The sequence below is a fragment of the Streptomyces flaveus genome, from assembly GCF_014647675.1.
GTDB classification, from domain to species: domain Bacteria; phylum Actinomycetota; class Actinomycetes; order Streptomycetales; family Streptomycetaceae; genus Streptomyces; species Streptomyces flaveus.
In genome coordinates this window covers 1-22034 of record NZ_BMPQ01000037.1, presented here as the reverse complement: position 1 = coordinate 22034, position 22034 = coordinate 1, and the positions used below count along the sequence as shown (strand labels likewise).

At 69.4% G+C, this 22034-nt stretch carries 22 protein-coding genes; 13 read left to right on the top strand and 9 right to left on the bottom strand.

What is annotated here, in order from left to right:
* The first annotated feature begins 30 nt into the window (after nucleotides 1–30).
* Entirely contained in the window at nucleotides 31–1380 is a 1350-nt protein-coding gene (locus IEZ21_RS40525; RefSeq protein ID WP_189326831.1) for an MFS transporter, read from the top strand.
* On the opposite strand, the gene IEZ21_RS40520 is transcribed toward IEZ21_RS40525, so the two are convergent.
* The 3 genes from IEZ21_RS40520 to IEZ21_RS40510 all read right to left on the bottom strand — a co-directional run bounded on the left by IEZ21_RS40520 (nucleotide 1369) and on the right by IEZ21_RS40510 (nucleotide 3848).
* Entirely contained in the window at nucleotides 1369–2325 is a 957-nt protein-coding gene (locus tag IEZ21_RS40520) for a DMT family transporter (RefSeq protein WP_189326870.1), read from the bottom strand. The two genes, IEZ21_RS40525 and IEZ21_RS40520, sit on opposite strands and share 12 nt — an antisense overlap.
* A gap of 79 nt (nucleotides 2326–2404) precedes the next feature.
* Nucleotides 2405–3139, bottom strand: coding sequence for an ArsR/SmtB family transcription factor (locus IEZ21_RS40515; RefSeq protein ID WP_189326830.1), 735 nt, complete (start codon nucleotides 3137–3139; stop codon nucleotides 2405–2407).
* A gap of 67 nt (nucleotides 3140–3206) precedes the next feature.
* Complete coding sequence (locus tag IEZ21_RS40510) at nucleotides 3207–3848, bottom strand: TetR/AcrR family transcriptional regulator (protein WP_189326829.1); 642 nt, start codon at nucleotides 3846–3848, stop codon at nucleotides 3207–3209.
* Between the two features lie 141 nt (nucleotides 3849–3989).
* On the opposite strand from IEZ21_RS40510, the gene IEZ21_RS40505 reads away from it, so the two are divergent.
* Both IEZ21_RS40505 and IEZ21_RS40500 read left to right on the top strand, forming a co-directional pair.
* The gene (locus IEZ21_RS40505) at nucleotides 3990–4277 is read left to right on the top strand and encodes a YiaA/YiaB family inner membrane protein (RefSeq protein ID WP_033328540.1); all 288 of its coding nucleotides are present in this window, start codon (nucleotides 3990–3992) and stop codon (nucleotides 4275–4277) included.
* A 132-nt stretch (nucleotides 4278–4409) separates the two neighbouring features.
* Nucleotides 4410–5036: a TetR/AcrR family transcriptional regulator gene (locus tag IEZ21_RS40500; RefSeq protein ID WP_033328541.1), complete on the top strand. Its 627-nt coding sequence runs from the start codon at nucleotides 4410–4412 to the stop codon at nucleotides 5034–5036.
* A 47-nt stretch (nucleotides 5037–5083) separates the two neighbouring features.
* Here the strand turns inward: IEZ21_RS40500 and IEZ21_RS40495 are convergent, their stop codons facing one another.
* Nucleotides 5084–5545 (bottom strand): MaoC family dehydratase, encoded by a 462-nt coding sequence (locus IEZ21_RS40495; RefSeq protein ID WP_189326828.1) that lies wholly within the window; start codon nucleotides 5543–5545, stop codon nucleotides 5084–5086.
* A 122-nt stretch (nucleotides 5546–5667) separates the two neighbouring features.
* On the opposite strand from IEZ21_RS40495, the gene soxR reads away from it, so the two are divergent.
* Together soxR and IEZ21_RS40485 are read left to right on the top strand one after the other, a co-directional pair.
* Nucleotides 5668–6141: a redox-sensitive transcriptional activator SoxR gene (soxR, locus tag IEZ21_RS40490; RefSeq protein WP_189326827.1), complete on the top strand. Its 474-nt coding sequence runs from the start codon at nucleotides 5668–5670 to the stop codon at nucleotides 6139–6141.
* Nucleotides 6142–6595: 454 nt separating this feature from the next.
* Nucleotides 6596–7114 carry a hypothetical protein gene (locus IEZ21_RS40485; protein ID WP_189326826.1) on the top strand — a complete coding sequence of 173 codons (519 nt, stop codon included), beginning with the start codon at nucleotides 6596–6598 and terminating at the stop codon, nucleotides 7112–7114.
* An 82-nt stretch (nucleotides 7115–7196) separates the two neighbouring features.
* Here IEZ21_RS40485 and IEZ21_RS40480 read toward each other — a convergent pair whose 3' ends face one another.
* On the bottom strand, nucleotides 7197–7799 hold the full coding sequence (locus IEZ21_RS40480; RefSeq protein WP_189326825.1) for a hypothetical protein: 603 nt from the start codon (nucleotides 7797–7799) through the stop codon (nucleotides 7197–7199).
* A gap of 284 nt (nucleotides 7800–8083) precedes the next feature.
* On the opposite strand from IEZ21_RS40480, the gene IEZ21_RS40475 reads away from it, so the two are divergent.
* The 3 genes from IEZ21_RS40475 to IEZ21_RS40465 all read left to right on the top strand — a co-directional run bounded on the left by IEZ21_RS40475 (nucleotide 8084) and on the right by IEZ21_RS40465 (nucleotide 12689).
* Entirely contained in the window at nucleotides 8084–10945 is a 2862-nt protein-coding gene (locus IEZ21_RS40475) for a penicillin acylase family protein (protein WP_189326824.1), read from the top strand.
* 186 nt (nucleotides 10946–11131) lie between these two features.
* A complete protein-coding gene (locus tag IEZ21_RS40470; RefSeq protein WP_189326823.1) occupies nucleotides 11132–11896 on the top strand; it encodes an SDR family oxidoreductase in 765 nt (254 codons plus the stop codon).
* A gap of 199 nt (nucleotides 11897–12095) precedes the next feature.
* Entirely contained in the window at nucleotides 12096–12689 is a 594-nt protein-coding gene (locus IEZ21_RS40465) for a TetR/AcrR family transcriptional regulator (RefSeq protein ID WP_033328567.1), read from the top strand.
* A gap of 5 nt (nucleotides 12690–12694) precedes the next feature.
* Here the strand turns inward: IEZ21_RS40465 and IEZ21_RS40460 are convergent, their stop codons facing one another.
* The 4 genes from IEZ21_RS40460 to IEZ21_RS40445 all read right to left on the bottom strand — a co-directional run bounded on the left by IEZ21_RS40460 (nucleotide 12695) and on the right by IEZ21_RS40445 (nucleotide 15834).
* Nucleotides 12695–13909, bottom strand: a complete 1215-nt coding sequence (locus IEZ21_RS40460) for an acyl-CoA dehydrogenase family protein (RefSeq protein WP_189326822.1) — start codon at nucleotides 13907–13909, stop codon at nucleotides 12695–12697.
* 6 nt (nucleotides 13910–13915) lie between these two features.
* The gene (locus IEZ21_RS40455; RefSeq protein WP_189326821.1) at nucleotides 13916–14938 is read right to left on the bottom strand and encodes a phosphotransferase family protein; all 1023 of its coding nucleotides are present in this window, start codon (nucleotides 14936–14938) and stop codon (nucleotides 13916–13918) included.
* A 166-nt stretch (nucleotides 14939–15104) separates the two neighbouring features.
* The gene (locus IEZ21_RS40450) at nucleotides 15105–15434 is read right to left on the bottom strand and encodes a DUF202 domain-containing protein (protein WP_189326820.1); all 330 of its coding nucleotides are present in this window, start codon (nucleotides 15432–15434) and stop codon (nucleotides 15105–15107) included.
* A gap of 7 nt (nucleotides 15435–15441) precedes the next feature.
* Entirely contained in the window at nucleotides 15442–15834 is a 393-nt protein-coding gene (locus IEZ21_RS40445; RefSeq protein WP_033328551.1) for a YidH family protein, read from the bottom strand.
* A gap of 234 nt (nucleotides 15835–16068) precedes the next feature.
* Here IEZ21_RS40445 and IEZ21_RS40440 point away from each other — a divergent pair, with 234 nt between their 5' ends.
* The 5 genes from IEZ21_RS40440 (at nucleotide 16069) to IEZ21_RS40420 (ending at nucleotide 21953) form a co-directional block, all read left to right on the top strand.
* Entirely contained in the window at nucleotides 16069–17724 is a 1656-nt protein-coding gene (locus IEZ21_RS40440; RefSeq protein WP_189326819.1) for an FAD-binding dehydrogenase, read from the top strand.
* A 175-nt stretch (nucleotides 17725–17899) separates the two neighbouring features.
* A complete protein-coding gene (locus IEZ21_RS40435; protein WP_189326818.1) occupies nucleotides 17900–18844 on the top strand; it encodes a hypothetical protein in 945 nt (314 codons plus the stop codon).
* Between the two features lie 69 nt (nucleotides 18845–18913).
* Complete coding sequence (locus tag IEZ21_RS40430; protein ID WP_189326817.1) at nucleotides 18914–20482, top strand: APC family permease; 1569 nt, start codon at nucleotides 18914–18916, stop codon at nucleotides 20480–20482.
* 69 nt (nucleotides 20483–20551) lie between these two features.
* Entirely contained in the window at nucleotides 20552–21289 is a 738-nt protein-coding gene (locus IEZ21_RS40425; protein ID WP_189326816.1) for a molybdopterin-dependent oxidoreductase, read from the top strand.
* Entirely contained in the window at nucleotides 21276–21953 is a 678-nt protein-coding gene (locus IEZ21_RS40420) for a cytochrome b/b6 domain-containing protein (protein WP_189326815.1), read from the top strand. Before IEZ21_RS40425 ends, IEZ21_RS40420 begins: the two co-directional genes overlap by 14 nt.
* The last annotated feature ends 81 nt before the right edge of the window (nucleotides 21954–22034 follow it).

Here is a 22034-nt window from a genome sequence, read left to right as displayed (position 1 = left end):
CGTCCCCGCACCCACCGGAGTGTGCACGCCATGGACACCGCACCTTCCGCGCTCCCCGGCGCGACCACCAGCCCAGACACCAGACACCGCCGCAAGGTGGCGACCGCCGCCGCCCTCGCCTCCGCCGTCGAGTGGTACGACTACTTCGTCTTCGGCATCGCCGCGGCCCTCGTCCTCGGAGACCTGTACTTCCCCGCAGGCAGCCCCTCCGCAGGAGTCCTCGCCTCGTTCGCCACCTTCGCCGTGGGCTTCCTCGCCCGTCCGCTCGGCGGAGTCATCGCGGGCCACCTCGGCGACAAACGAGGCCGCAAGCCCATGCTCGTACTGGCCCTGACCCTGATGGGCGTGGCCACGACGGGCATCGGCCTCCTCCCCACGTACGCGACGATCGGCATCGCCGCCCCCATACTCCTCGTCGTCCTGCGCGTGATGCAGGGCATCGCGGTCGGCGCCCAGTGGGGCGGCGCGATGCTCCTCGCCACGGAGTACGCCCCCGAAGGCAAGCGCGGCGTCTACGGCAGCGTCGTCCAACTCGGCGTCCCCATCGGTGTGGTGACCGCCAACTCCGTCTTCCTGCTCGCCGGCGCCCTCACCAGCGAGAGCGCGTTCGCCGCCTGGGGCTGGCGGGTGCCTTTCCTGGTCGGGCTGCTCGTCCTCGTACTCGCCTGGTACATCCACACCCGCGTCGAGGAGACCCCGGAGTTCCGTCAGGCCGAACAGGCGCTGGCCGAGAAGGAGAAGGGCGAGAAGAACTCCCCGCTGCGCACGATCCTGCGCGGCCATCTCGGCACGGTGCTCCTCGCGGGCGGCTCGTTCGCCGTGAACACCGCGACCTTCTACATCCTGATCACCGGCGTCCTCGACTACACCACCCGCGAACTCGACATGGAACGCAGCGCCGTCCTCACCGTCTCGCTCTGCGTCAGCCTCACCCAGCTCGTCCTGATCCCCGCCTCGGCCGCGCTCTCCGACCGCGTCGGACGCATCCGGATCTACGGGTTCGGCGCGGCCGGGATCGCACTGTGGGCCGTACCGATGTTCCTGCTGATCGACACAGGCTCGCTGCTGTGGCTGGCCGTCGGCACGTTCGTCGCCAGTTGCTTCCTCAGCATCATGTACGGGCCTCAAGCCGCCCTGTTCGCCGAGCTGTTCACGCCCGAGATGCGCTACACGGGCGCCTCGCTCGGCTACCAGATCGCGGCCGTGTTCGGCGGCGGACTCGCACCCTTCGTGATGGTGCTCCTGCTGGAGGCCACGGACACGTCGATGTCCGTGTCCGCCTACATCATCGGGCTCGCCGTGATCGCGCTCGTGTCCATCAAGGTCCTTGCGGACAGGGCACGTTCGGCCTCGGCCAAGTCAGAGGGCTCAGAGGGCTGAGTCCGGGGCCCGCTCGGGTCGTGGCTCCGGAACCGCTCCCGGGGCCGCGACCTCGGCGGTCCGTGGCCGGGACCGCGACACGGCGACGCCCGCCAGACACACCAGCCCGCCGACGAGAGTGATCCAGCCCGGCACCTCGTCGAGCGCCAGCCACGACATCAGCACCACCAGGGCGGGCACAGCGTAGGTCGTCGCGCCCATCTTCCCGGCCGTCGTACGGGCCAGCGCGAACGCCCAGGTCGTGAACGCGAGCGCGGTCGGGAAGACGCCCAGATACAGCATGTTGAGCGTCGCGGACAGCGGGGCGTCACCGGCCTCGGACACCAGCTGACCGGCGAACGGCAGACAGGCCACCGCACCGATCACACAGCCGTACGTCGTTACCTGGAGCGCGGAACCATGTCGCAGGGCCGGCTTCTGGGCGACGACCCCGCCCGCGTACGCCACTGCCGCGAGCAGACAGAGCAGGACGCCGAGTACGGACGCGCCGCCCTCGCCGGACATCGACAGACCGACGATCGCCGCGCCCACGAACGACACCGCCATCCCCGCCAGCAGCCGCGGCGGCAGTCCCTCCTTGAGCAACCATCCCGCGAGCAGGGCCATGACCAGCGGACCGACGTTCACCACCAGGGCTGCCGTGCCCGCGTCGACCTTCTGCTCACCCCAGTTGAGCACCACCATGTAGAGCCCGAACCAGAGCAGCCCGGAGACCACGATCCCGGGCCAGGCGGCACGCGGCGGCAACCCCTCCCCGCGTACGAGACAGATGACCCCGAGCACCAGCGCCCCGGCCAGCAGCCGCCCGAGCGCCAGCGCACCGGGCGAGTACGCCGATCCCGCACTGCGGATCGACACGAACGCGGACGCCCACAACACGACGGTCACCGCCGCCGCACCGGCGGCCAGTAGGTCCGTACGACGGGCGGACAGGGGAGACTTCATCACGCTCCAGAGGTTAGGTGGGTGGGGGAGGAAGGGCTCGCGAATTTCGGACGGGGTGCTGAGCGAACAAGGGGGAAGGTCAGTGGAGCGTCGTCGGCTCGATTCCCAGCAGCTCCGCGAAGACCCGCTCGCCCTTGTCCGTGACCTTCACGGCCCGCTCCGAGCCGATACGTACGCACCAGCCCGCGTCCAGCGCGTGCCGGCACAGGGCGGCGCCCGCGACGCCTGCGAGGTGCGGTCGGCGTTCGGTCCAGTCGAGGCAGGCGCGGGCGAGGGGCCGCCGACCGGTGCGTACGAGGGGAATGCCCTGCTCGTCGAACCAGGCCAGCCCGTCGTCCGTGAGCGCGAACCCCGTGTCCCGCCGCAGCAGTTGGAGCCCGGTCAGGGCGTCGGTGACCGCGATGCCCAGGCGCCCGGCGAGGTGGTCGTAGCAGGTGCGGCCACGCGCCATCGCGGAACCGGCACTGGACTCCCGCAAGCCGCGTGGCCGCTCGGTGCCCGGAGGTGTGATGTACGCGGCGAGATCCTCGACGAGCTGCGCGACCCGGGCGTCGGCCAGTCGTACGTACCGGTGCCGTCCCTGCCGTTCCTCGGCGAGCAGCCCGCCCGCGACGAGCTTGCCCAGATGTTCGCTGGCCGTCGACGCGGCGACGCCCGCGTGCCGCGCCAGCTCGCCGGCCGTCCAGGCCCGACCGTCGAACAGGGCCAGCAGGAAGGCGGCCCGTGTCTCGTCGGCGATCAGTCCGGCAAGCGCCGCGAGTCCCGGGGCCTGGGCGGTCCCGGACCGCGTGCGAGGCGTGTTCCTGGTGCTCATGGCCTCAGCATGCGATACGGACGGTTCGGTGGCCGCCGAACCGTGGCGTCGTCTCCGCGCGAGCGCGCTACACCGCTCGCGCCAGCTGCTCGTACTGCTGGGTCAGCCCGTCCAGCAGCGCCATGAGCCCCGTCTCGAAGGCCCGCTCGTCGATCTTCTCCTGCTGCTCGGCGAGGAGATGGGCCTGTCCGAGATGCGGGTAGTCGGCGGGGTCGTACGCGCTCTCGTCGTCCACGAAACCCCCGGCGAAGGAGCCGAGCGCGGAGCCCATGATGAAGTACCGCATCAGCGCGCCGATGGACGTGGCCTGCGCGGGCGGCCAGCCCGCGGCGACCATCGCACCGAAGACCGCGTCCGCCAGGCGGAGACCGGCCGGTCGGCGGCCGGGGCCGCGGGCGAGGACCGGCACGATGTTCGGGTGCTCGCGCAGGGCCGACCGATAGGAGACGGCCCAGTCGTGCAGCGCGGTGCGCCAGTCCCGGCCGTCCTCGAACATCGACAGATCGACCTGCGCGCTCACCGAGTCCGCGACCGCCTCCAGGATCTGGTCCTTCGTACGGAAGTGGTTGTAGAGCGAGGGCCCGCTCACTCCCAGTTCGGCGGCGAGCCGACGCGTGGAGACGGCCGCGAGACCCTCCGCGTCGACGAGCGCCCGCGCCGTCGCGACGATGCGGTCGGTGCTGAGGAGGGGCTTGCGCGGTCGGGCCATGGCGCACATGGTATGACTGCGCTCAGAAACCAGGAGTGCTCATCCCCAGGTGCATGCAGTAGTGATTCCACGGCTTCCTGAGTACGCGACTGAGTATCCGAGCGGATGTGGTGCCCGCCACTTTCGCCGATTCTCTTCCCCATGAGTGAGACACCTGTCAAGCAGCAGTCCACCGCGGCCTTCTACGGCCAGGCGGTCATCGCGTTCGCCATCGCCATGGCGGCCACGGCCATCGGCATCTTCAACCTGCAGGCCGACGCCTGGGTGCGTGGCTTCCTGGGGATCGCCGTCCTCTACCTCGTCACTTCGGCCTTCACGCTGGCCAAGGTGATCCGCGACCGGCAGGAGGCCGGGCAGATCGTCAGCCGGGTCGACCAGGCCCGGCTGGAGAAGCTGCTCGCGGAGCACGACCCCTTCGAGAAGCTTTGACCCTTCGAGAAGCTCTGAACCGCTTGCGGCTCCGGGGCCCTGAGCGGGCAGGCTAAGCGCTCGCTCAGGCCGCGAGGTATGGTGGTTCGTCCTGCCAGTGGAGAACTGACAGCGGAGAAGGGGCGGACAGCGATGAGTACGGCGGAGGAAACGGCCGGCGGCGAGATGCCGCCATGGGCCGAGGTCACCCCGGACGCGGCCCGGCGGCTGCTCGTCGCCGCGGTGGAGGCCTTCGCCGAGCGCGGGTACCACGCGACGACGACCCGCGACATCGCGGGCCGCGCAGGCATGAGCCCGGCCGCGCTCTACATCCACTACAAGACCAAGGAAGAGCTGCTCCACCGGATCAGCAGAATCGGCCACGAGAAGGCCGTCGAGATCCTGCGGACGGCAGCCCAGGGTGAGGGCAGCGCGACCGAACGGCTCGCGGACGCCGTGAGTTCCTTCGTGCGCTGGCACGCCGGGGGGCGCACCACCGCGCGAGTCGTGCAGTACGAACTGGACTCGCTCGGCCCGGCCGCCCGCGCCGAGATCATCGCGCTGCGCCGCCAGGTCGATGCCGAGGTACGCGGGATCATCGAGGACGGCGTGGCGAGCGGCGAGTTCGACGTACTCGACGTCCAGGGCACCACACTCGCCGTGCTCTCGCTGTGCATCGACGTCGCCCGCTGGTTCAACGTGAACGGCCCTCGGACGCCGGACGAGGTCGGCGCGCTGAACGCCGACCTCGTGCTGCGGATGGTGGGGGCGAGGAAGTAGCCCTGGGTCGTCGACGCCTTCGTACCGATCAGAAGTAGTGGCGCGACTCAGAAGTAGTAGCGCGACACCGACTCCGCCACGCACACCGGCTTGTCGCCGCCCTCGCGCTCCACGGTCACCGCGGCCGTGACCTGCACACCGCCGCCCGCCTCCGTGACCTCCTTGAGCACCGCCGTGGCGCGCAGTCGCGACCCCACCGGCACAGGCGCAGGAAACCGCACCTTGTTGCTGCCGTAGTTGACGCCCATCTTCATCCCCTCGACCCGCATGACCTGCGGCACGAGTGCGGGCAACAGCGACAATGTCAGATATCCGTGCGCGATGGTCGTCCCGAAGGGGCCCGTGGCCGCCTTCTCCGGGTCCACATGAATCCACTGGTGGTCACCCGTCGCGTCCGCGAACAGGTCGATCCGCTTCTGGTCGATCTCCAGCCAGTCGCTGTACCCCAGCTGCTCGCCCACCGCTGCCTTCAGCTCGTCGGCGGACGTGAAGATCCTCGGCTCTGCCATGCCCCTGGCCTCCCGCGTGGTCAATGTCTAAGCGACTGCTTAGCATGGTCGGGTACGGGGCCCATGTCAACGGACCGAGATGCTACGTACCGCAGTGTGACGAGGTGGGTAGGCTTGAAGGAATGCCCCAGATTCCAGAGAAGATCCATGAACTCACGGTCGGCCAGTTGTCGGCCCGCAGCGGCGCCGCCGTATCCGCCCTGCACTTCTACGAGTCCAAGGGCCTGATCAGCAGCCGCCGGACCACGGGCAACCAGCGCCGCTACGCGCGTGACGCACTGCGCCGGGTCGCTTTCGTGCGGGCTGCCCAGCGCGTCGGCATTCCGCTGGCCACGATCCGCGACGCGCTCGCCGAACTCCCCGAGGGGCGCACTCCGACGCGGGAGGACTGGGCCCACCTCTCGGAGGCCTGGCGCTCCGAACTCGACGAGCGCATCAAGCAGTTGAGCCGTCTGCGTGACCACCTCACCGACTGCATCGGTTGCGGCTGTCTCTCTCTGGAGAACTGCGTGCTGTCCAACCCGGACGATGTCTTCGGCGAGAAGCGGAGCGGTTCTCGACTCATGGTGGAACGCAAAGGCGCTCCGCTGGGGTGAGCAGGGCGCCTACCGGGTGGGTGGGTTCGGTTTGTTGGCGACTGCGGGCCGTCTGTGGCTGGTCGCGCCGTTCCCCGCGCCCCTGGGTGGGTGGTGGGTCGGGGTCGTGGGCCGGTGCGTCAGCCCGTCGCAGGGCGGGCATATGGCCCTTACCTGGTACACGGTGCGGGTTCTCCGAGACCGAAGCTAAGCGACGGGCATACGACGCACCGGCCCACGACCCCTCCCGCCGGAGGGGAGGGTGCGGGCACGTCGTGGCTGACGGCAAGACAGGATTTGCGCGACGGGCATTTGTCGCACGGGCCCACGCCCCCTCCCGCCGGAGGGCAAGTGCGAGTGGCTGGGGGTGCGGGCTCCCCTTCAGGGGGCTCGCCCGGGGCGCGGCTCATGCCGGTTGACGGAGGCGTGCTCCGGTAGCACGGTCCACTCGTGGATTTGTGTGAGGGGAGAGCCCATGAGTGTCGCCATCTGTTCCCTGATGTGGCAAGCCGCCCACTCGGGGCCACAGAGGATCACCTACGACCAGGACGGCTACCACTTGATGCGCTTTCCGTACGTGACCGGCGAGGAGCAGTACGACCCCTGGAACATGCACGACCCGGCGCACGGCGGGGACACCGCGTCGAAGTTCCCCGACCCGCGCTCGGCGCTGATCTGGCCCAGCCACGACGGCTGGGGCGTGCTGTCCGCGATGGTGTTCTGGCAGGCGGATGCCCGCGCTCACGAGTACCGGGCGCGCTTCGTCCGCGACCCGCTGAATGCCACGACGGGTTATGACTCGACGGCCACCACCGACATCCAGGCGACTCGTGGCGGCCAGTACCGCACCTACGTCTGGCAGATGTTCGTCCGTCCGGGGACGCCGCTCGGCCTGAAGATCTCGGCGCGCGGAACCGGTGACACGAAGATCGCCGTGCCGATGTTCCACGCCCAGTTCAAGCTCGCCATTCACACGGACGTCATGCAGCCGTAGGCGCCACTTGTCTCGGCTTCACTCGCCCTGACCATCACGTGCACGGGGGTGCGCCGCCGTGCAAGCCGCACCCCCGTCGTGCTTACGCCGACACCAACAACCGCCCCCGCCTGGTCTCCGCCAGGGCCTCGGGCGTCAGAACGGGACGCGGAACCACTATTCCGCAGTCCGTGCAGACCGGGCCCGAGGACGGTTCATGGGCCAGGTCGTACTTCCATGTGAGGCGGTCGCCCGAGCACACCGGGCAGACCGAGCCGGGTTCGCGCTCCAGGGCCGCGATGAGCCGGCGGAGGACTTCCGCCAGGGGCTCATGGGGATGGACCCGGGGGTCGTCGCACCACGCGACACCACAACCGCCCCAGGTCAGCCGGTGCCAGTCGTCGACACTGCCCGGCCTGCGCAGCCCGTCGTGCTTTTCCTTCCTGCGGCGCTCGGCGAACGCGTCCTCGTAGGCGAGCCACACCGAGCGCGCCTCTTCGAGTTCGTCGAGCGCGGCCACCAGCCGGGCCGGATCGGGGGAGCGGTCCTCGGGACCGAACCCGGCCCGGGAGCACAAATGGTCCCAGGTGGCCCGATGTCCGTAAGGGGCAAACCTTTCAAGGCACTTGCGCAGTGAATAGCGCCGCAGTGCCAGGTCGCACCTCGGATCGCGCACCTGTCTCGCCAGACTCCGGAAACCGGCCATCGCCCTGCACCTCCGTCACACCTGTACCTGTACTTCGGTCACTTCGGCGTCGTCGTACGAACGTTGCCGAATAGACGTATCGACAGCCGATTCGGCTCCATCCAATTTCCGATGACCGCCATCAACCCTCTGAGGAACGACATTTCAGCCGCACGCCGGGCTCCTTTCGGCCAATACTCCTCAGTCGCCCAGCCGTCGCGACGTCAAAAGGTGACTCCTGCTCATCTTCAACTTCTGGGCTACCGGCGGTAACCTCCAGCGCATCAATGTCGGGAGGAGCACTAATGCGACGGCGCACCCCACGCACCACCCCCCACGGCCTGAGAACTCCCCGCAGATTCGCGGGGTTCCTGAAGGCCGCATCAGTGTTCGTTCTCACTGTCGGCCTGCTGTCACCGCTGCAACAGTCGGCTGCCGCCGATCCGGAGCCGAAGGCGACCGACTACTGCGAGGGGCAGTGCGCGGACATCCTGCCGCCGGGTACCAACGGCAGTGCCACGCTCGCCGAGATCCTCGGCAATCAGCTGTTCGGTTCGCAGCCGGCGCACGCGGACGATCAACTCGGCCCGTACGACGCGCTGTCGTCCGGGTACCCGTCCCTGACCAACGACACCCTCAAGAATTTCTACGCCGACGCCTCCTTCGGCGTCGCCTCCGACCAGGTCGCCTCCGTCACCAAGCCCCGTGACGACGTGACGATCACGCGCGACAAGAAGTACGGCGTCCCCCACATCAAGGGCACCACGCGCTACGGCACCGAATTCGGCGCGGGCTACGCGGCCGGCCAGGACCGGATGTGGCTCATCGACCTGTTCCGGCACATCGGACGCGGCGAGTTGACCCCGTTCGCGGGCGGCGCGGAGTCCAACCAGGGCCTGGAGCAGCAGTTCTGGCCGCAGGCCCCGTACACGGAGGCCGACTTCCAGAAGCAGGTCGACTGGCTGCTCAACAACTCCGGAGAGCGCGGCAAGCAGGCCATGGAGGACGCGCAGGCCTATGTCGACGGCCTCAACGCCTACCGGGTGGCAGCGAAGAACGGCCGCTACTTCCCCGGCGAGTACGTCCTCACCGGCAAGATCGACTCGGTCACCAACGTGGGCGAGATCGAGCCCTTCAAGGTGACCGACATGATCGCGCTCGCCTCCGTCGTGGGCGCCCTCTTCGGCACCGGCGGCGGCGGAGAGGTCGAGTCCGCGATCTCCCTCCTCGAGGCCCAGCAGAAGTACGGCGTCGAGGAAGGCAGCAAGGTCTGGGAGTCGTTCCGCGGACGAAACGACCCCGAGACCGTACTGACCCTCCACGACGGCAGCAGCTTCCCGTACGGGAAGAAGCCCGAGGACCCGAAGGGCATGGCCCTTCCCGATCCGGGCTCCGTGGAGAAGGAGCAGCTGATCCACGACCGCACGGGCGCCGCCCGGTCGGGCGCGCAGAAGACCACGTCCTCGGTGAAGACGCCGAGCAAACTGAAGCCCCTGAAGGGCGCCTTCAACGAAGGAGTCCTCCCCGAGGACCTCTTCAGCGGCGGCGCGACCAAGAAGGGCATGTCCAACGCCCTGATGGTCTCCGGGAAGCACACGGCCAGCGGCCATCCGATCGCCGTCTTCGGCCCGCAGACCGGCTATTTCGCCCCGCAGTTGCTGATGATGCAGGAGCTCCAGGGCCCCGGCATCAGCGCACGCGGCGTCTCCTTCGCGGGCGTCGGCATGTACGTACAGCTCGGCCGCGGCCAGGACTACTCCTGGTCGGCCACCTCCTCACACCAGGACATCACCGACTCGTACGCCCTTCAGCTGTGCGAGCCGGGCGGCGGCACGCCCACCAAGCAGTCCACGTCGTACCTCTACCGCGGCGTCTGCACCCCCATGGAGAAGATGGAGAAGACCAACGCCTGGAAGCCGTCGGTCGCCGACTCCACAGCCGCCGGCTCCTACCGGATGCAGGTCTTCAGAACGAACTACGGCGTCGTCACGCACCGCGCGACCATCGACGGCAAGCCCTACGCGTACACCTCACTGCGCTCCACCTACCGTCACGAGGCCGACTCCGTCATCGGCTTCCAGATGATGAACGACCCCTCGTACGTGAAGGACGCGAAGTCCTTCCAGAAGGCGGCACAGAACATCTCGTACGCCTTCAACTGGTTCTACGCGGACTCCCGTGACACCGCCTACTACATGAGCGGCAGTCACCCGGTGCGCGCGAAGGACGTCGACGGATCCTTCCCGGTGAAGGCCGAGAAGGCGTACGAGTGGCGGGACTTCGACCCGGAGCACAACACGGCCGCGCTGGCGCCACCCGCCGAGCATCCGCAGTCGCTCAACCAGGGCTACTACGTCTCCTGGAACAACAAGCAGGTCAAGGACTTCAGTTCCGCCAACTTCAGCATGGGCGCGGTCCATCGTGGTGATCTCCTCGACGACCGGGTGAAGAAGCTCGTCGACAAGGGGGGTGTCACCAGGGCGTCCCTGACCAAGGCGATGGCCGAGGCCGCCGTCGTCGATCTGCGCGGCGAGCAGGTGCTGCCGGAACTCCTCAAGGTCCTGCGCAGCAAGCCGATCAGTGATCCGGCACAGGCCAAGGCGGTCGACCAGCTGGAGGCCTGGCTGAAGGCGGGTGCTCAGCGCAACCAGACGTCCGCGAACTCCAAGAAGTACGCGCACACGGACGCGATCCGGGTCATGGACGCATGGTGGCCACTGCTCGTCGAGGCCGAGTTCAAGCCGGGGCTCGGGCAGGAACTGTGGGACGCGCTGACCGCGCAGCTCACGGTCGACGAGTCACCGTCCGCCGGCCACGGCGCGACCGGCGCGCACGCGGGCTCGGCCTTCCAGTACGGCTGGTGGGGCTACGTCGACAAGGACCTCCGTACGGTCCTGGGTGACCCGGTGGAGGGCAGGCTGGGCCGCACGTACTGCGGCGACGGCGACCTCGACGCCTGCCGGACAGCTCTGCTGACGAGCCTGGGCCAGGCCGCGGCCAAGCCCGCGAACGAGGTCTATCCGGGCGACGACGTCTGCTCGGCCGGCGACCAGTGGTGCTCGGACGCCATCGTCCAGCGAGCGGTGGGTGGCATCAAGCACCGGCCGATCCAGTGGCAGAACCGGCCCACGTATCAGCAGGTGGTGGAGTTCCCGGGGCATCGGTAACAGCTCCCGGTAGCGGTTCCCTCCGGCGGTGGGGGCGGGGTTTCCTCGCTTCCACCGCCGCTTTGTGCGACTGCGGTGACTGATGGCTTCGGGGCCGTGTCCTACAGGGTGTTCCTTCCCTTCCCTCCCCACATACCGACCGGTTAGTCTGACCGTAGTGTCGCGTCGTGTCGAAGGAGACCGAGGGTGGAAGCCGTGCGGGATGCCGGGGTGGTCGTCACCGGAGCGGGGGGCGGGATCGGGGCCGCGTTGGCTCGTCGGTTCGCTGCCGCGGGGGCTCGGGTTGTCGTCAATGATCTGGACGGTGTGAAGGCCCGGGTTGTCGCCGAGGAGATCGGTGGTGTCGCGGTGCCGGGGGATGCCTCCGCGATCGTGGCCGAGGCTCGGGACGTGCTCGATGGCAGGGTCGATGTCTACTGCGCCAATGCGGGGCTCGCTTCGGGCGGTACGGAAGCGGCCGATGAGAAGGTCTGGGCGTTGGCCTGGGATGTGAACGTCATGGCGCACGTGCGGGCGGCGCATGAGCTGATTCCTGACTGGCTGGAGCGGGGCAGTGGCCGTTTCGTTTCGACGGTCTCGGCGGCGGGGCTGCTCACGATGGTCGGTGCCGCGCCCTACAGCGTCACCAAGCACGGTGCGTACGCCTTCGCCGAGTGGCTCTCACTTACGTACCGCCATCGTGGCGTGAAGGTGCACGCGATCTGCCCTCAGGGCGTACGGACGGACATGCTGGCCAACACGGGCAGTGCGGGCGACCTTGTGCTCCAGCCGACCGCGATCGAGCCCGAGGCGGTCGCGGACGCGCTCTTCGCGGGGATCGAGGAGGACCGGTTCCTGATCCTGCCGCATCCGGAGGTCGCCGGGTACTACCAGGCAAGGGCCACCGACCCGGACCGCTGGCTGACGAACATGAACCACATCCAGCAGAAGTGGGAGGCGGACGACCGGTGACGACTCGCCTGTACGCCGTCAAATCGGACCCCGGCGCGCTCGCCTCGCACCGCAGGGAGAGACTGGCCCCGTACACACCCGCGTGATCCTGCTCTGCTTGCCGAAAACAGACAGTGAGAAGATCCTCCGCGGGGACGCGCTCGGACAGTGCGGGCGGCAGGGACAACGGTCGGTGACTTTCGAAAGGCAGGTGGCGGCGGTGCCCAGGACGATGGAAGGGGACGGTACGCCCGTCCCGAGGCGGCTGCTGGCGGCAGCCACCAGACTCTTCGCCGAGCAGGGATACGACCGCACCTCGGTGCAGGAGATCGTCGAGGCGGCGGGCGTCACCAAGGGCGCGCTGTACCACTACTTCGGTTCCAAGGACGATCTGCTGCACGAGGTGTACGCGCGCGTGCTGCGCCTGCAGCAGGAACGGCTGGACGCTTTCGCGGGCGCCGACGCACCCGTCGAGGAGCGGCTGCGGGGGGCCGCTGCCGACGTGGTCGTCACAACGATCGAGAACCTCGACGACGCGGCGATCTTCTGGCGGTCCATGCACCACCTCAGCCCCGAGAAGAACAAGCAGGTGCGTGCCGAGCGCCGCAGCTACCACGAACGTTTCCGCGCCCTGATCGAGGAGGGCCAGGAATCGGGTGTCTTCTCCAAGGCGACGCCCGCCGACCTGGTGGTGGACTACCACTTCGGTTCCGTCCACCATCTGCCGACGTGGTACAGCCCCGACGGCCCGCTGAGCCCGCAGCAGGTGGCCGACCATCTCGCCGACCTGCTGCTGCGGGCTCTGCGCCCCTGAGGGAACTACAGATACTGCTTGATCTCCCGGCGCGCCAGCGACCGCTGGTGCACCTCGTCCGGACCGTCGGCGAGCTTCAACGTGCGGGCGCTCGTCCACAGTTCGGCCAGCGGGAAGTCCTGGCTGACGCCGCCCGCGCCGTGCAACTGGACGGCCTTGTCGAGGATGTCGACGACCGTCCGGGGAGTCGCGATCTTGATCGCCTGGATCTCGGTGTGCGCACCGCGATTGCCGACGGTGTCCATCATCCAGGCCGTCTTCAGGACCAGCAGCCGCAGCTGCTCGACGGCGACGCGCGCGTCCGCGATCCAGTTCTGCACGACGCCCTGCTGGGCGAGCGGCTTGCCGAAGGCGGTGCGTGAGACGGCCCGCCGGCACATCAGCTCGATGGCCCGTTCCGCCATGCCGATCAGCCGCATGCAGTGGTGGATACGGCCCGGACCGAGCCTCGCCTGGGCGATGGCGAAGCCGCCGCCCTCCTCGCCGATCAGATTGCTCACGGGGACCCGCGCCCGGTCGAAGACGACCTCCGCGTGGCCGCCGTGGGAGTGGTCCTCGTAGCCGTAGACCTGCATAGCGCGGCGGATCTCGACGCCCGGGGTGTCGCGGGGCACAAGGACCATGGACTGCTGACGGCGGATGTCGGCTCCGTCCGGGTCCGTCTTGCCCATCACGATGAAGATCCTGCAGTCCGGGTTCATCGCGCCGGAGATGTACCACTTGCGGCCGGTGATGACGTACTCGTCGCCCTCGCGCTCGATGCGAGTGGTGATGTTCGTGGCGTCGGACGAGGCCACCTCGGGTTCCGTCATCGCGAACGCCGAGCGGATCTCACCCGCGAGCAGCGGCTGAAGCCACTGCTTCTTCTGCTGCTCGTCGCCGAACTGCGTGAGCACCTCCATGTTGCCGGTGTCAGGCGCCGCGCAGTTCGTCGCCGTCGGCGCCAAGTGGGGGGAGCGGCCGGTGATTTCGGCCAGCGGCGCGTACTGGAGATTGGTCAGCCCGGCACCGTACTCGCTGTCCGGGAGGAAGAGGTTCCACAGCCCCTGCCGCCGCGCCTCGGCCTTCAACTCACCCACGACAGCGGGCGTATCCCACGGCGAGGCGAGCCGGGCGCGCTGCTCCTCGGCGACGGCTTCAGCCGGATAGACGTACTCGTCCATGAAGGCGAGGAGCTTGCCGCGCAGTTCCTCGGTGCGCGCGTCGAAAGCGAAGTCCATGGCTGGTCAGCCTTCCTGAAGTGTGGTCAGGCCGTTCTCGACGAACACGGGCACCAGCTCGCCGATGCGGTCGAAGCCCGCGCCGACCGTCTGGCCGAGCGTGTAGCGGTAGTGGATGCCTTCGAGGATCACGGCCAGCTTGAACCAGGCGAACGCCGTGTACCAGGCGACGGCGGACACGTCGCGCCCCGAGCGCGCGGCGTACCGCTCGATCAGCTCGGCGGGCTGAGGGTGCCCGGCGGCCGAAGCGGTGGTGGAAATGGGCGAGTTGGGCAGCGTCAGCGGGATGCTGTACATCACCAGCAGCCCCAGGTCGGTGAGCGGATCGCCGAGCGTCGACATCTCCCAGTCGAGGATGGCCGTGATCCGGTCACCCTCACCGATCAGTACGTTGTCGAGCCGGTAGTCGCCGTGCACGACCGTGGCCGTGGGGGAGTCCGGCAGCTCGCGCCCCAGCGCGGCGTGCAGTTCGTCGATCCCGGCCAGCTCCCGATTGCGGGAGGCGTCCAACTGCTTGCCCCAGCGCCGCAGTTGCCGGTCCAGGAAACCCTCAGGGCGCCCGAAGTCCGCGAGCCCCACCTCGGCGGGGTCCACCGCGTGCAGTTCGACCAGCGTGTCGACGAGGCTCAGCACCGCGTCGCGGGTGCGCTCCGGGCCGAGCGGGGCGAGCTGCTCGGCCGTCCGGTACGGCGTGCCCTCCACGAAGTCCATGACGTAGAACGGCGCGCCCAGCACCTCCTTGTCCTCGCACAGCAGCACCGGACGCGGCACCGGCACGGCTGTCGGATACAGCGCGCTGATCACCCGGTGCTCGCGCTTCATGTCGTGCGCGGTGGCCAGCACATGGCCCAGCGGAGGCCGCCGGACGACCCACTTCGCGCTGCCGTCCGTCACGGCGTACGTGAGATTCGACCGTCCGCCCTCGATCAGCCGGCCCGTCAGCGGGCCGTGGACCAGACCGGGCCGCTCGGCATCGAGCAGGCCGCGCAGTCGGTCAAGATCAAGACCTGGCGGGTGGTCTGGGCTCATCGTGTTCCTCCGTACGCCGGTGTATGGGGTTCTCATCATGATGCCGACCGGTCGGTATGTCGTCCAGTGCGGCGGCGAAACGTGATCGGTCTCTCGATCGCGCGGGGTCTGCTGTCGGCTACCCGGCCTGGGCGAATGTACGCGAACGGGCCCACTCCCCGGCTCTTCACAGGACGAGCGCCGCCGCGCAGACGGCCAGGGCCATGGTGTACCCGGCGGCGGCGGTCGCGTGCTTCGGGGTGAGCGCCGGGGGGCCGCCGCTGCCGACCGTCGTCAGGGTGCGGATGCGGTGATGGGCGACGGTGAGGAAGCCCAGCCAGAGTGCCGCGCACAGGGCGCAGGTGAGGACCCTTGCGGCCGTCGGACCGCTTTGGAGGGCGGTTCTGGCGGCCAGTACGGCGACGACGGTGCCGGCGAGGGTCGTACGTCGCCATGCCAGCCGCGTACGTTCCGGCTGCAGGCCGGGGTCACGGGAATCTCGGTCGGGTTCGGTCACGTCGCTGTCAGCCTTCCCAGCCGAAGAGTACGACCATGACCATCGCGACGGCGACGATCGCGATCACGATGCTCAGCAGGGCCGGAAAGCGGGACACGGGCAGGTCCTCGCCTCTGCGCATCGCCCGCTCGCACCGCACCCAGTGGTTCACCGCCCGCAACGAACACAGCACGCCGGCGCCCAGCAGCCCGAGCGCCAGCCCTACGCGCCAGCCCCACCGCAGATCCGGCAGAAACTGATCCACCGCGAAGCCTCCGCCGATCAGGGCGAGGGCGGTGCGCAGCCAGGCGAGGAACGTGCGCTCGTTGGCGAGCGAGAACCTGTAGTCGGGCGTCGCGCCGTCCTCCCTGATCCGCCCGGGGGCGAACCACAGGCGGACGTTCCGCACGAATTCGATCACGTTGGGACCCTATGCCTCCGGCGGTTGGGCGGGGACTACGGGGGTGATGGGTTCGGTTCGTGGGCGAGTGCGGGTGCGTTGTGGCTGGGGGAGTGGAGCCGCAGGCTTTCAGGGGCGCGGGGAACGGCGCGACCAGCCACGACGGACCGGTAGTCGACAACGAACAGTTGACGCGGTCACCGCGCGTGCCCAAAGATCTGACCGACCAGTAACAATGCCGAGGAGGACCTGCTCATGGCGTACGACGCAGATGTGATCGTGATCGGGGCAGGCCTCGCCGGCCTGGCGGCGACCGCGGAGCTCGTCGACGCGGGCCGCAAGGTGATCCTTCTCGACCAGGAGCCGGAGCAGTCGATCGGCGGTCAGGCGCACTGGTCGTTCGGCGGACTGTTCTTCGTGAACTCGCCGGAGCAGCGCCGTCTGCGGATCAAGGACAGCCATGCGCTGGCGCTCCAGGACTGGATGGGCACCGCCGCCTTCGACCGTTCCGAGGACCACTGGCCGCGGAAGTGGGCAGAGGCGTACGTCGACTTCGCGGCCGGTGAGAAGCGGTCCTGGCTGCACGGTCAGGGCGTGCGGTTCTTCCCGGTGGTGGGCTGGGCCGAGCGCGGTGGTTACGACGCGAACGGGCACGGCAACTCCGTACCGCGCTTCCACATCACCTGGGGCACCGGGCCCGGACTGGTCGCGCCCTTCGAGCGGCGGGTGCGGGAAGGGGTGGCGCGGGGGCTCGTACAGCTCAAGTTCCGGCACCGCGTCACCGGGCTTTCGCGCAGCGCGGGAACGGTGGACACGGTCACCGGGGAGATTCTCGACCCCTCGGACATCGAGCGTGGCCAGGAGAGCAGCCGTACGGTCACCGGTGCCTTCGAGCTGCGGGCCCAGGCGGTGATCGTCACCTCGGGCGGTATCGGCGGCAACCACGATCTCGTACGTGCCAACTGGCCTCAGAGCCTTGGCAGTCCGCCGGAGCGGATGATCTCCGGCGTGCCCGCGCACGTCGACGGCAAGATGCTCGCCATCGCCGAGGACGCGGGCGCGCGCCTCATCAACCGCGACCGCATGTGGCACTACACCGAGGGCATCCAGAACTGGAACCCCATCTGGAACAACCACGGCATCCGCATCCTGCCCGGACCGTCGTCGCTGTGGCTGGACGCGCGGGGCAAGCGACTGCCCGTGCCGCTCTTCCCGGGCTTCGACACGCTCGGCACGCTGGAGTACATCATGAAGAGCGGCTACGACTACACGTGGTTCGTGCTCAACCAGCGGATCATCGGCAAGGAGTTCGCGCTCTCGGGTTCGGAGCAGAACCCCGATCTGACCGGCAAGTCCGTCAGGGACGTCTTCGTACGTGCGCGGGCGGACGTGCCCGGTCCGGTGAAGGCCTTCATGGACAACGGAGTCGACTTCGTCGTCGAGAAGGACCTGGGCGCGCTCGTCCGCGGCATGAACGCGCTCACGAAGGAGCCGCTCGTCGAAGAGGCCGCCCTGCGCCGCGAGATCACCGCGCGCGACCGGGAGGTCGCGAACCCGTTCACCAAGGATCTCCAGGTCACGGCGATCCGTGGGGCCCGGAAGTTCCTCGGGGACAAGCTGATCCGTACGGCCTCCCCGCACCGCATCCTCGATCCCAAGGCCGGGCCGCTGATCGCCGTACGCCTGAACATCCTCACCCGCAAGACCCTCGGCGGCCTGGAGACGGACCTCTCCTCGCGGGTGCTGACGGAGGGCGGGGATCCGCTGCCCGGTGTGTACGCGGCGGGGGAGGCGGCCGGGTTCGGCGGCGGTGGAGTGCACGGATACCGGTCCCTGGAGGGCACGTTCCTCGGCGGCTGTCTGTTCTCGGGCCGCACGGCGGGCCGCGCGGCGGCGAAGTCGGTGAGCTGAGGGGGGAGTTGAGGGAGGAAGTTGAGGCCCGGAGTCCAACTCCGGGCCCTCGATGCCCGCTTCCGGAGGCGTTTGACACAAATAAGTAACCTGTCAGGCTTGACGTAAGCGTTGGGTGGAGGTTGGCTGTGCGTGATCAATCGCTGATGTGACAGCCGTGTGAGGAAGTCCAGCGGTGTCCCCACCACCCCTCGGCCGCGGGCGTAAGCGCGCGGCTCATGCCTTCGACGGTGCTCTTGGCGACACCGAACTCATCACAGCCCGGGCCGCGTTGGCGCAGGGCCGGTGGGCCGCCGTACGCGCGCTGCTCGTGGCGACCGGCGACGACTGGGACCGCCGAGGGCATCGCGTCACCGTGCTCGCGCAGGAGTCCAGTACGCAGGCCTGGGCCCGCGACTGGCTGCTCGCCGAACCCGAGTCCGCCGACGCCGCCGTGCTGCTCGCCGTCGCCTCCGTGCAACGCGCCCTGAACGGCAAGGAGAAGCCGGACCAGGCGCGCAAGGCCTGCCACAGCGCGGTGGCGCTCGCGCCCGCCGACCCCACGCCCTGGCTCGGCCTGCTGATGCTGGAGCGCACCCTGGGCAGCGACGAGGACGTGGTCCGGCTCTTCGACGAGGTACGCCATCGCCACCCCGACCACCACCATGCCCACCATCTGATGACCGCCCGGCTCGCCGAGCGCAGGCCGGAAGCGGGCCAGGATCCGCTGCACGAGGTGTACGACTTCGCCGGCTGGTCCGCCGAACAGGCGCCCGCCGACTCACCATTGGCGATCCTGCCGGTCGTCGCGCACGCCGAGCGCTATCGCGTGCTGGCCGCCGCCGGCTGGGAGCCGGCCGATCCGGTGGCCTCCGGGCACTGGGCCGGCCGCCGGGCCCGCCAGGTGATGAAGGCCGCCTTCGACTGGTGGCTGGAGTGGGAGCGCGACGACCATCCGCGCAGCTACGTGGACCTCAACTTCCTTGCCCACGCCAAGTTCTGCGAAGGCCGGGGCGCCGAGGCCGCCGCCCTGTTCCATCGCATCGGGCCGCACGTGACCCCGGCCCCGTGGGGATACCCCGACCGAGATCCGTACACCGCCTTCCGTGCCGCACGCGACAGCGTGCTCGGCGCGGCGTGAGACGCCATGACAAGCGACCAGTGAACGACCGCACATGACATCCGAGATACCCGAAAGGACAACCCCGCGATGACGACGGGCAGTTCGAAAACCTCGAGCACTCCGAGCGCGAGCAGACCGGCAGCCGACGGTGGCGGCATCAGCACCTTCAAGGGGCAGGAGCGCGCGCTGCGCGCCGACCGGCTCGGCACGGCGGGCCTGCTCCTGTCCGTGCTCGCGGCCACCGCCCCGCTCATGGTGGTCGCGGGTGTCATGCCCACGGCATTCGCGGTGATGGGCATCGTCGGCCAGCCGCTGCTCTTCGTCATCCTCGGCGTGGTGCTCGTCCTCTTCAGCGTCGGATACGCGGAGATGAGCCGCCACGTCCACAACGCCGGCGCCTTCTACGCGTACGTCGCCCGCGGCCTCGGCGGCACCGCGGGGGCGGGCGCCGCCCTCGTCGCACTCGCCGCCTACAGCGCGCTCCAGGTCGGCATTTACGGCATCTTCGGCTTCGAGGTGTCCGGGCTGTTCGCCACCTATCTCGAAGTCGAAGTCGCCTGGTGGATACCGGCGTTGGCAGCCGCGCTGGTCGTCGGCGTGCTCGGCTGGCTGAAGATCGACGTGAACGCGCTCGTGCTCGGCGTACTGCTGCTCATCGAGGTGGCGCTCGTCGTGATCTTCGACGTCGCGGCCGTCGCGGACCCCGCCGCGGAGGGCCTGTCGCTGCACGCCTTCAACCCGGACACGCTCACCGGGGCAGGCGTCGGCACGGCGCTGTGCTTCTGCATCGCGGCCTTCACCGGATTCGAGCAGGCGCCGGTGTACGCCGAGGAGACCAGCCGTCCGCAGATCCTGGTTCCTCGCGCGATGTTCCTCGCGATCGGCTTCGTCGCCGTCTTCTTCGCGTTCAGTTCCTGGGCGCTGACCGTCGCCGCCGGACCCTCCGGGATCGTGGGGGCCGCGCAGAAGCAGAGCGCCGGGCTGCTGTTCTTCCTCACCGAGCCGCGGCTCGGTGAGACGTTCACGGATGTCCTCCATGTCCTGTTCGTGACCGGCATGTTCGCGGCGTTGCTCAGCTTCCACAACGTCGTCGCGCGGTACGCCTTCGCCATGGGCCGGGAGGGGCTGCTGCCCGCCGCGTTCGGCCGGACGGCGGGCACGAGCGGTGCCCCCGGCACGGGCTCGCTCCTGCAGACCGTCGTCGCCGTGCTGGTCGTGGCCGGCTTCGCGGTGGCCGACGACAAGCCGACCGGTGACCCGACCGCGCCCGTGCTGCAGCTGTTCACCTGGTTCGGCAACATCGGAGCGCTCGGCGTCATCCTGCTCATGGCGACCGCCTCGCTCTCGGTCATCGTCTTCTTCGTCCGCCGTGGCGCGGCCGGTGCGCAGGCCTGGCGGCTGGCCGCGTCCGCGGTCGCGGGTGTCGCGCTCCTGGTCATCGCCTTCTACACCGTCACGGACTTCGACGTACTCGTGGGCGCGGGCCCCGGTTCCGTGCTGACCTGGGTGCTGCCGGGCATCATCCTGCTGGCCGCCGTCCTCGGCCTCCTCCAAGGCTTGCTGCTGCGCGTCCGCAACCCTGAGGCGCACGCGCGCATCGGGCTCGGGAACGAGGCGTTCCAGCTGGACAAGGCGGCGGAGTCCGGCACGGATTAGTGTTACGGATTACTGACGAGCACCCTTGGCCCCTGGCTTTCCGGGGGCCAAGGGTGCTCGAATCAGTGCGTGAACTCGGAACAGCCAGCGGCCTCGGAACCGGAGCCGGGCGGCACCCCCATAGGGCGGCGGCTCCTGCTCGGCACGCTCGGACTCGGCGCACTCGGCGTCGCCGCCGCGCCCGTGCTCCAGCGCGGCCTCGAGTCCTTCCTCGGCGGCGCCGCCGACAAGGACCCCACCGGACTGACCGGCCTCCTCCCCAACGGAGGCGGCTTCCGCTACTACTCGGTCACCTCGTCCGTCCCGAAGAAGGGCGAGGACGACTACCGCCTCACCATCGACGGCCTGGTGGACCGCCCCACCACGTACACGCTCTCCGAGCTGCGCGCCCTGCCGCAGACCCGGATGGTCCGTGACGTCCAGTGCGTCACCGGCTGGCGGGTGCCGGACACGCCCTTCGAAGGCGTACGGCTCTCCCAGCTGCTGGACGCCGCCGGGGTACGGTCCTCGGCCGGGGCCGTGCGCTTCACGTGCTTCGACGGTGCGTACTCGGAGAGCCTGACGCTGGCCCAGGCCCGCCGCGACGACGTCCTCGTCGCGCTCCGTATGCAGGACAAGGACCTGTCCCACTCCCACGGCGGCCCCGTCCGCCTCTACGTCGCCCCCATGTACTTCTACAAGTCCGCGAAGTGGCTCTCCGGCATCACCCTCACGTCGGACGTCCGTCCCGGCTACTGGGAGAAGCGCGGCTACGACGTGGACGCGTGGGTGGGTCGCTCGAACGGACGTGACGATGAAGCCACGTGAGACGACGTCGTCGGCGGCAGCGGCGTCGGCGGGTCCGGCACTGCCCGACGAACCCGGCGCCTCCGCCGCGTCCGCGCGGGTACGCCGGTTCAGCCGGGGCGAGCGGTGGGTGCATCGCGCGACGGCTGTGTTGATGGGGCTGTGCGTGGTGACCGCGGCCTGCCTGTACGTGCCCCAGCTGGCGGAACTGGTCGGTCGCCGTGCGCTGGTGGTCGTGGTGCACGAGTGGTCGGGGCTGCTGCTGCCGGTTCCGGTGCTGGTGGGTCTCGCGTCCCGCGCGTTCCGCGCGGACCTGCGGCTGCTGAACCGGTTCGGGCCGCATGACCGGGTGTGGCTGCGGGCGGCTCTGCGCCGTGACGCCCGGCCGGCCTCGCGTCCGGCCGGGAAGTTCAACGCGGGTCAGAAGACGTACGCGGCCTGGATCGCCGGGGCGACGCTGGTGATGCTCGGCACGGGGCTGTTGATGTGGTTCACGCACCTGACGCCGCTCGTCTGGCGTACCAGCGCGACGTTCGTCCACGACTGGTTGGCCCTGACGATCGGTATCGTCCTGGCCGGGCACATCGGGATGGCGCTGGCGGATCCGGAGGCGCGGCGGGGGATGCGGACGGGGGCGGTTGGCAGGGAGTGGGCGGAGCGGGAGCATTCGCTGTGGCGTCCGTAGTCGGGTGCGGGTGTGTGGGTGGCTGGTCGCGCAGTTCCCCGCGCCCCTGGGTGGGTGGGGGGTGCGGGGTCGTGGGCCGGT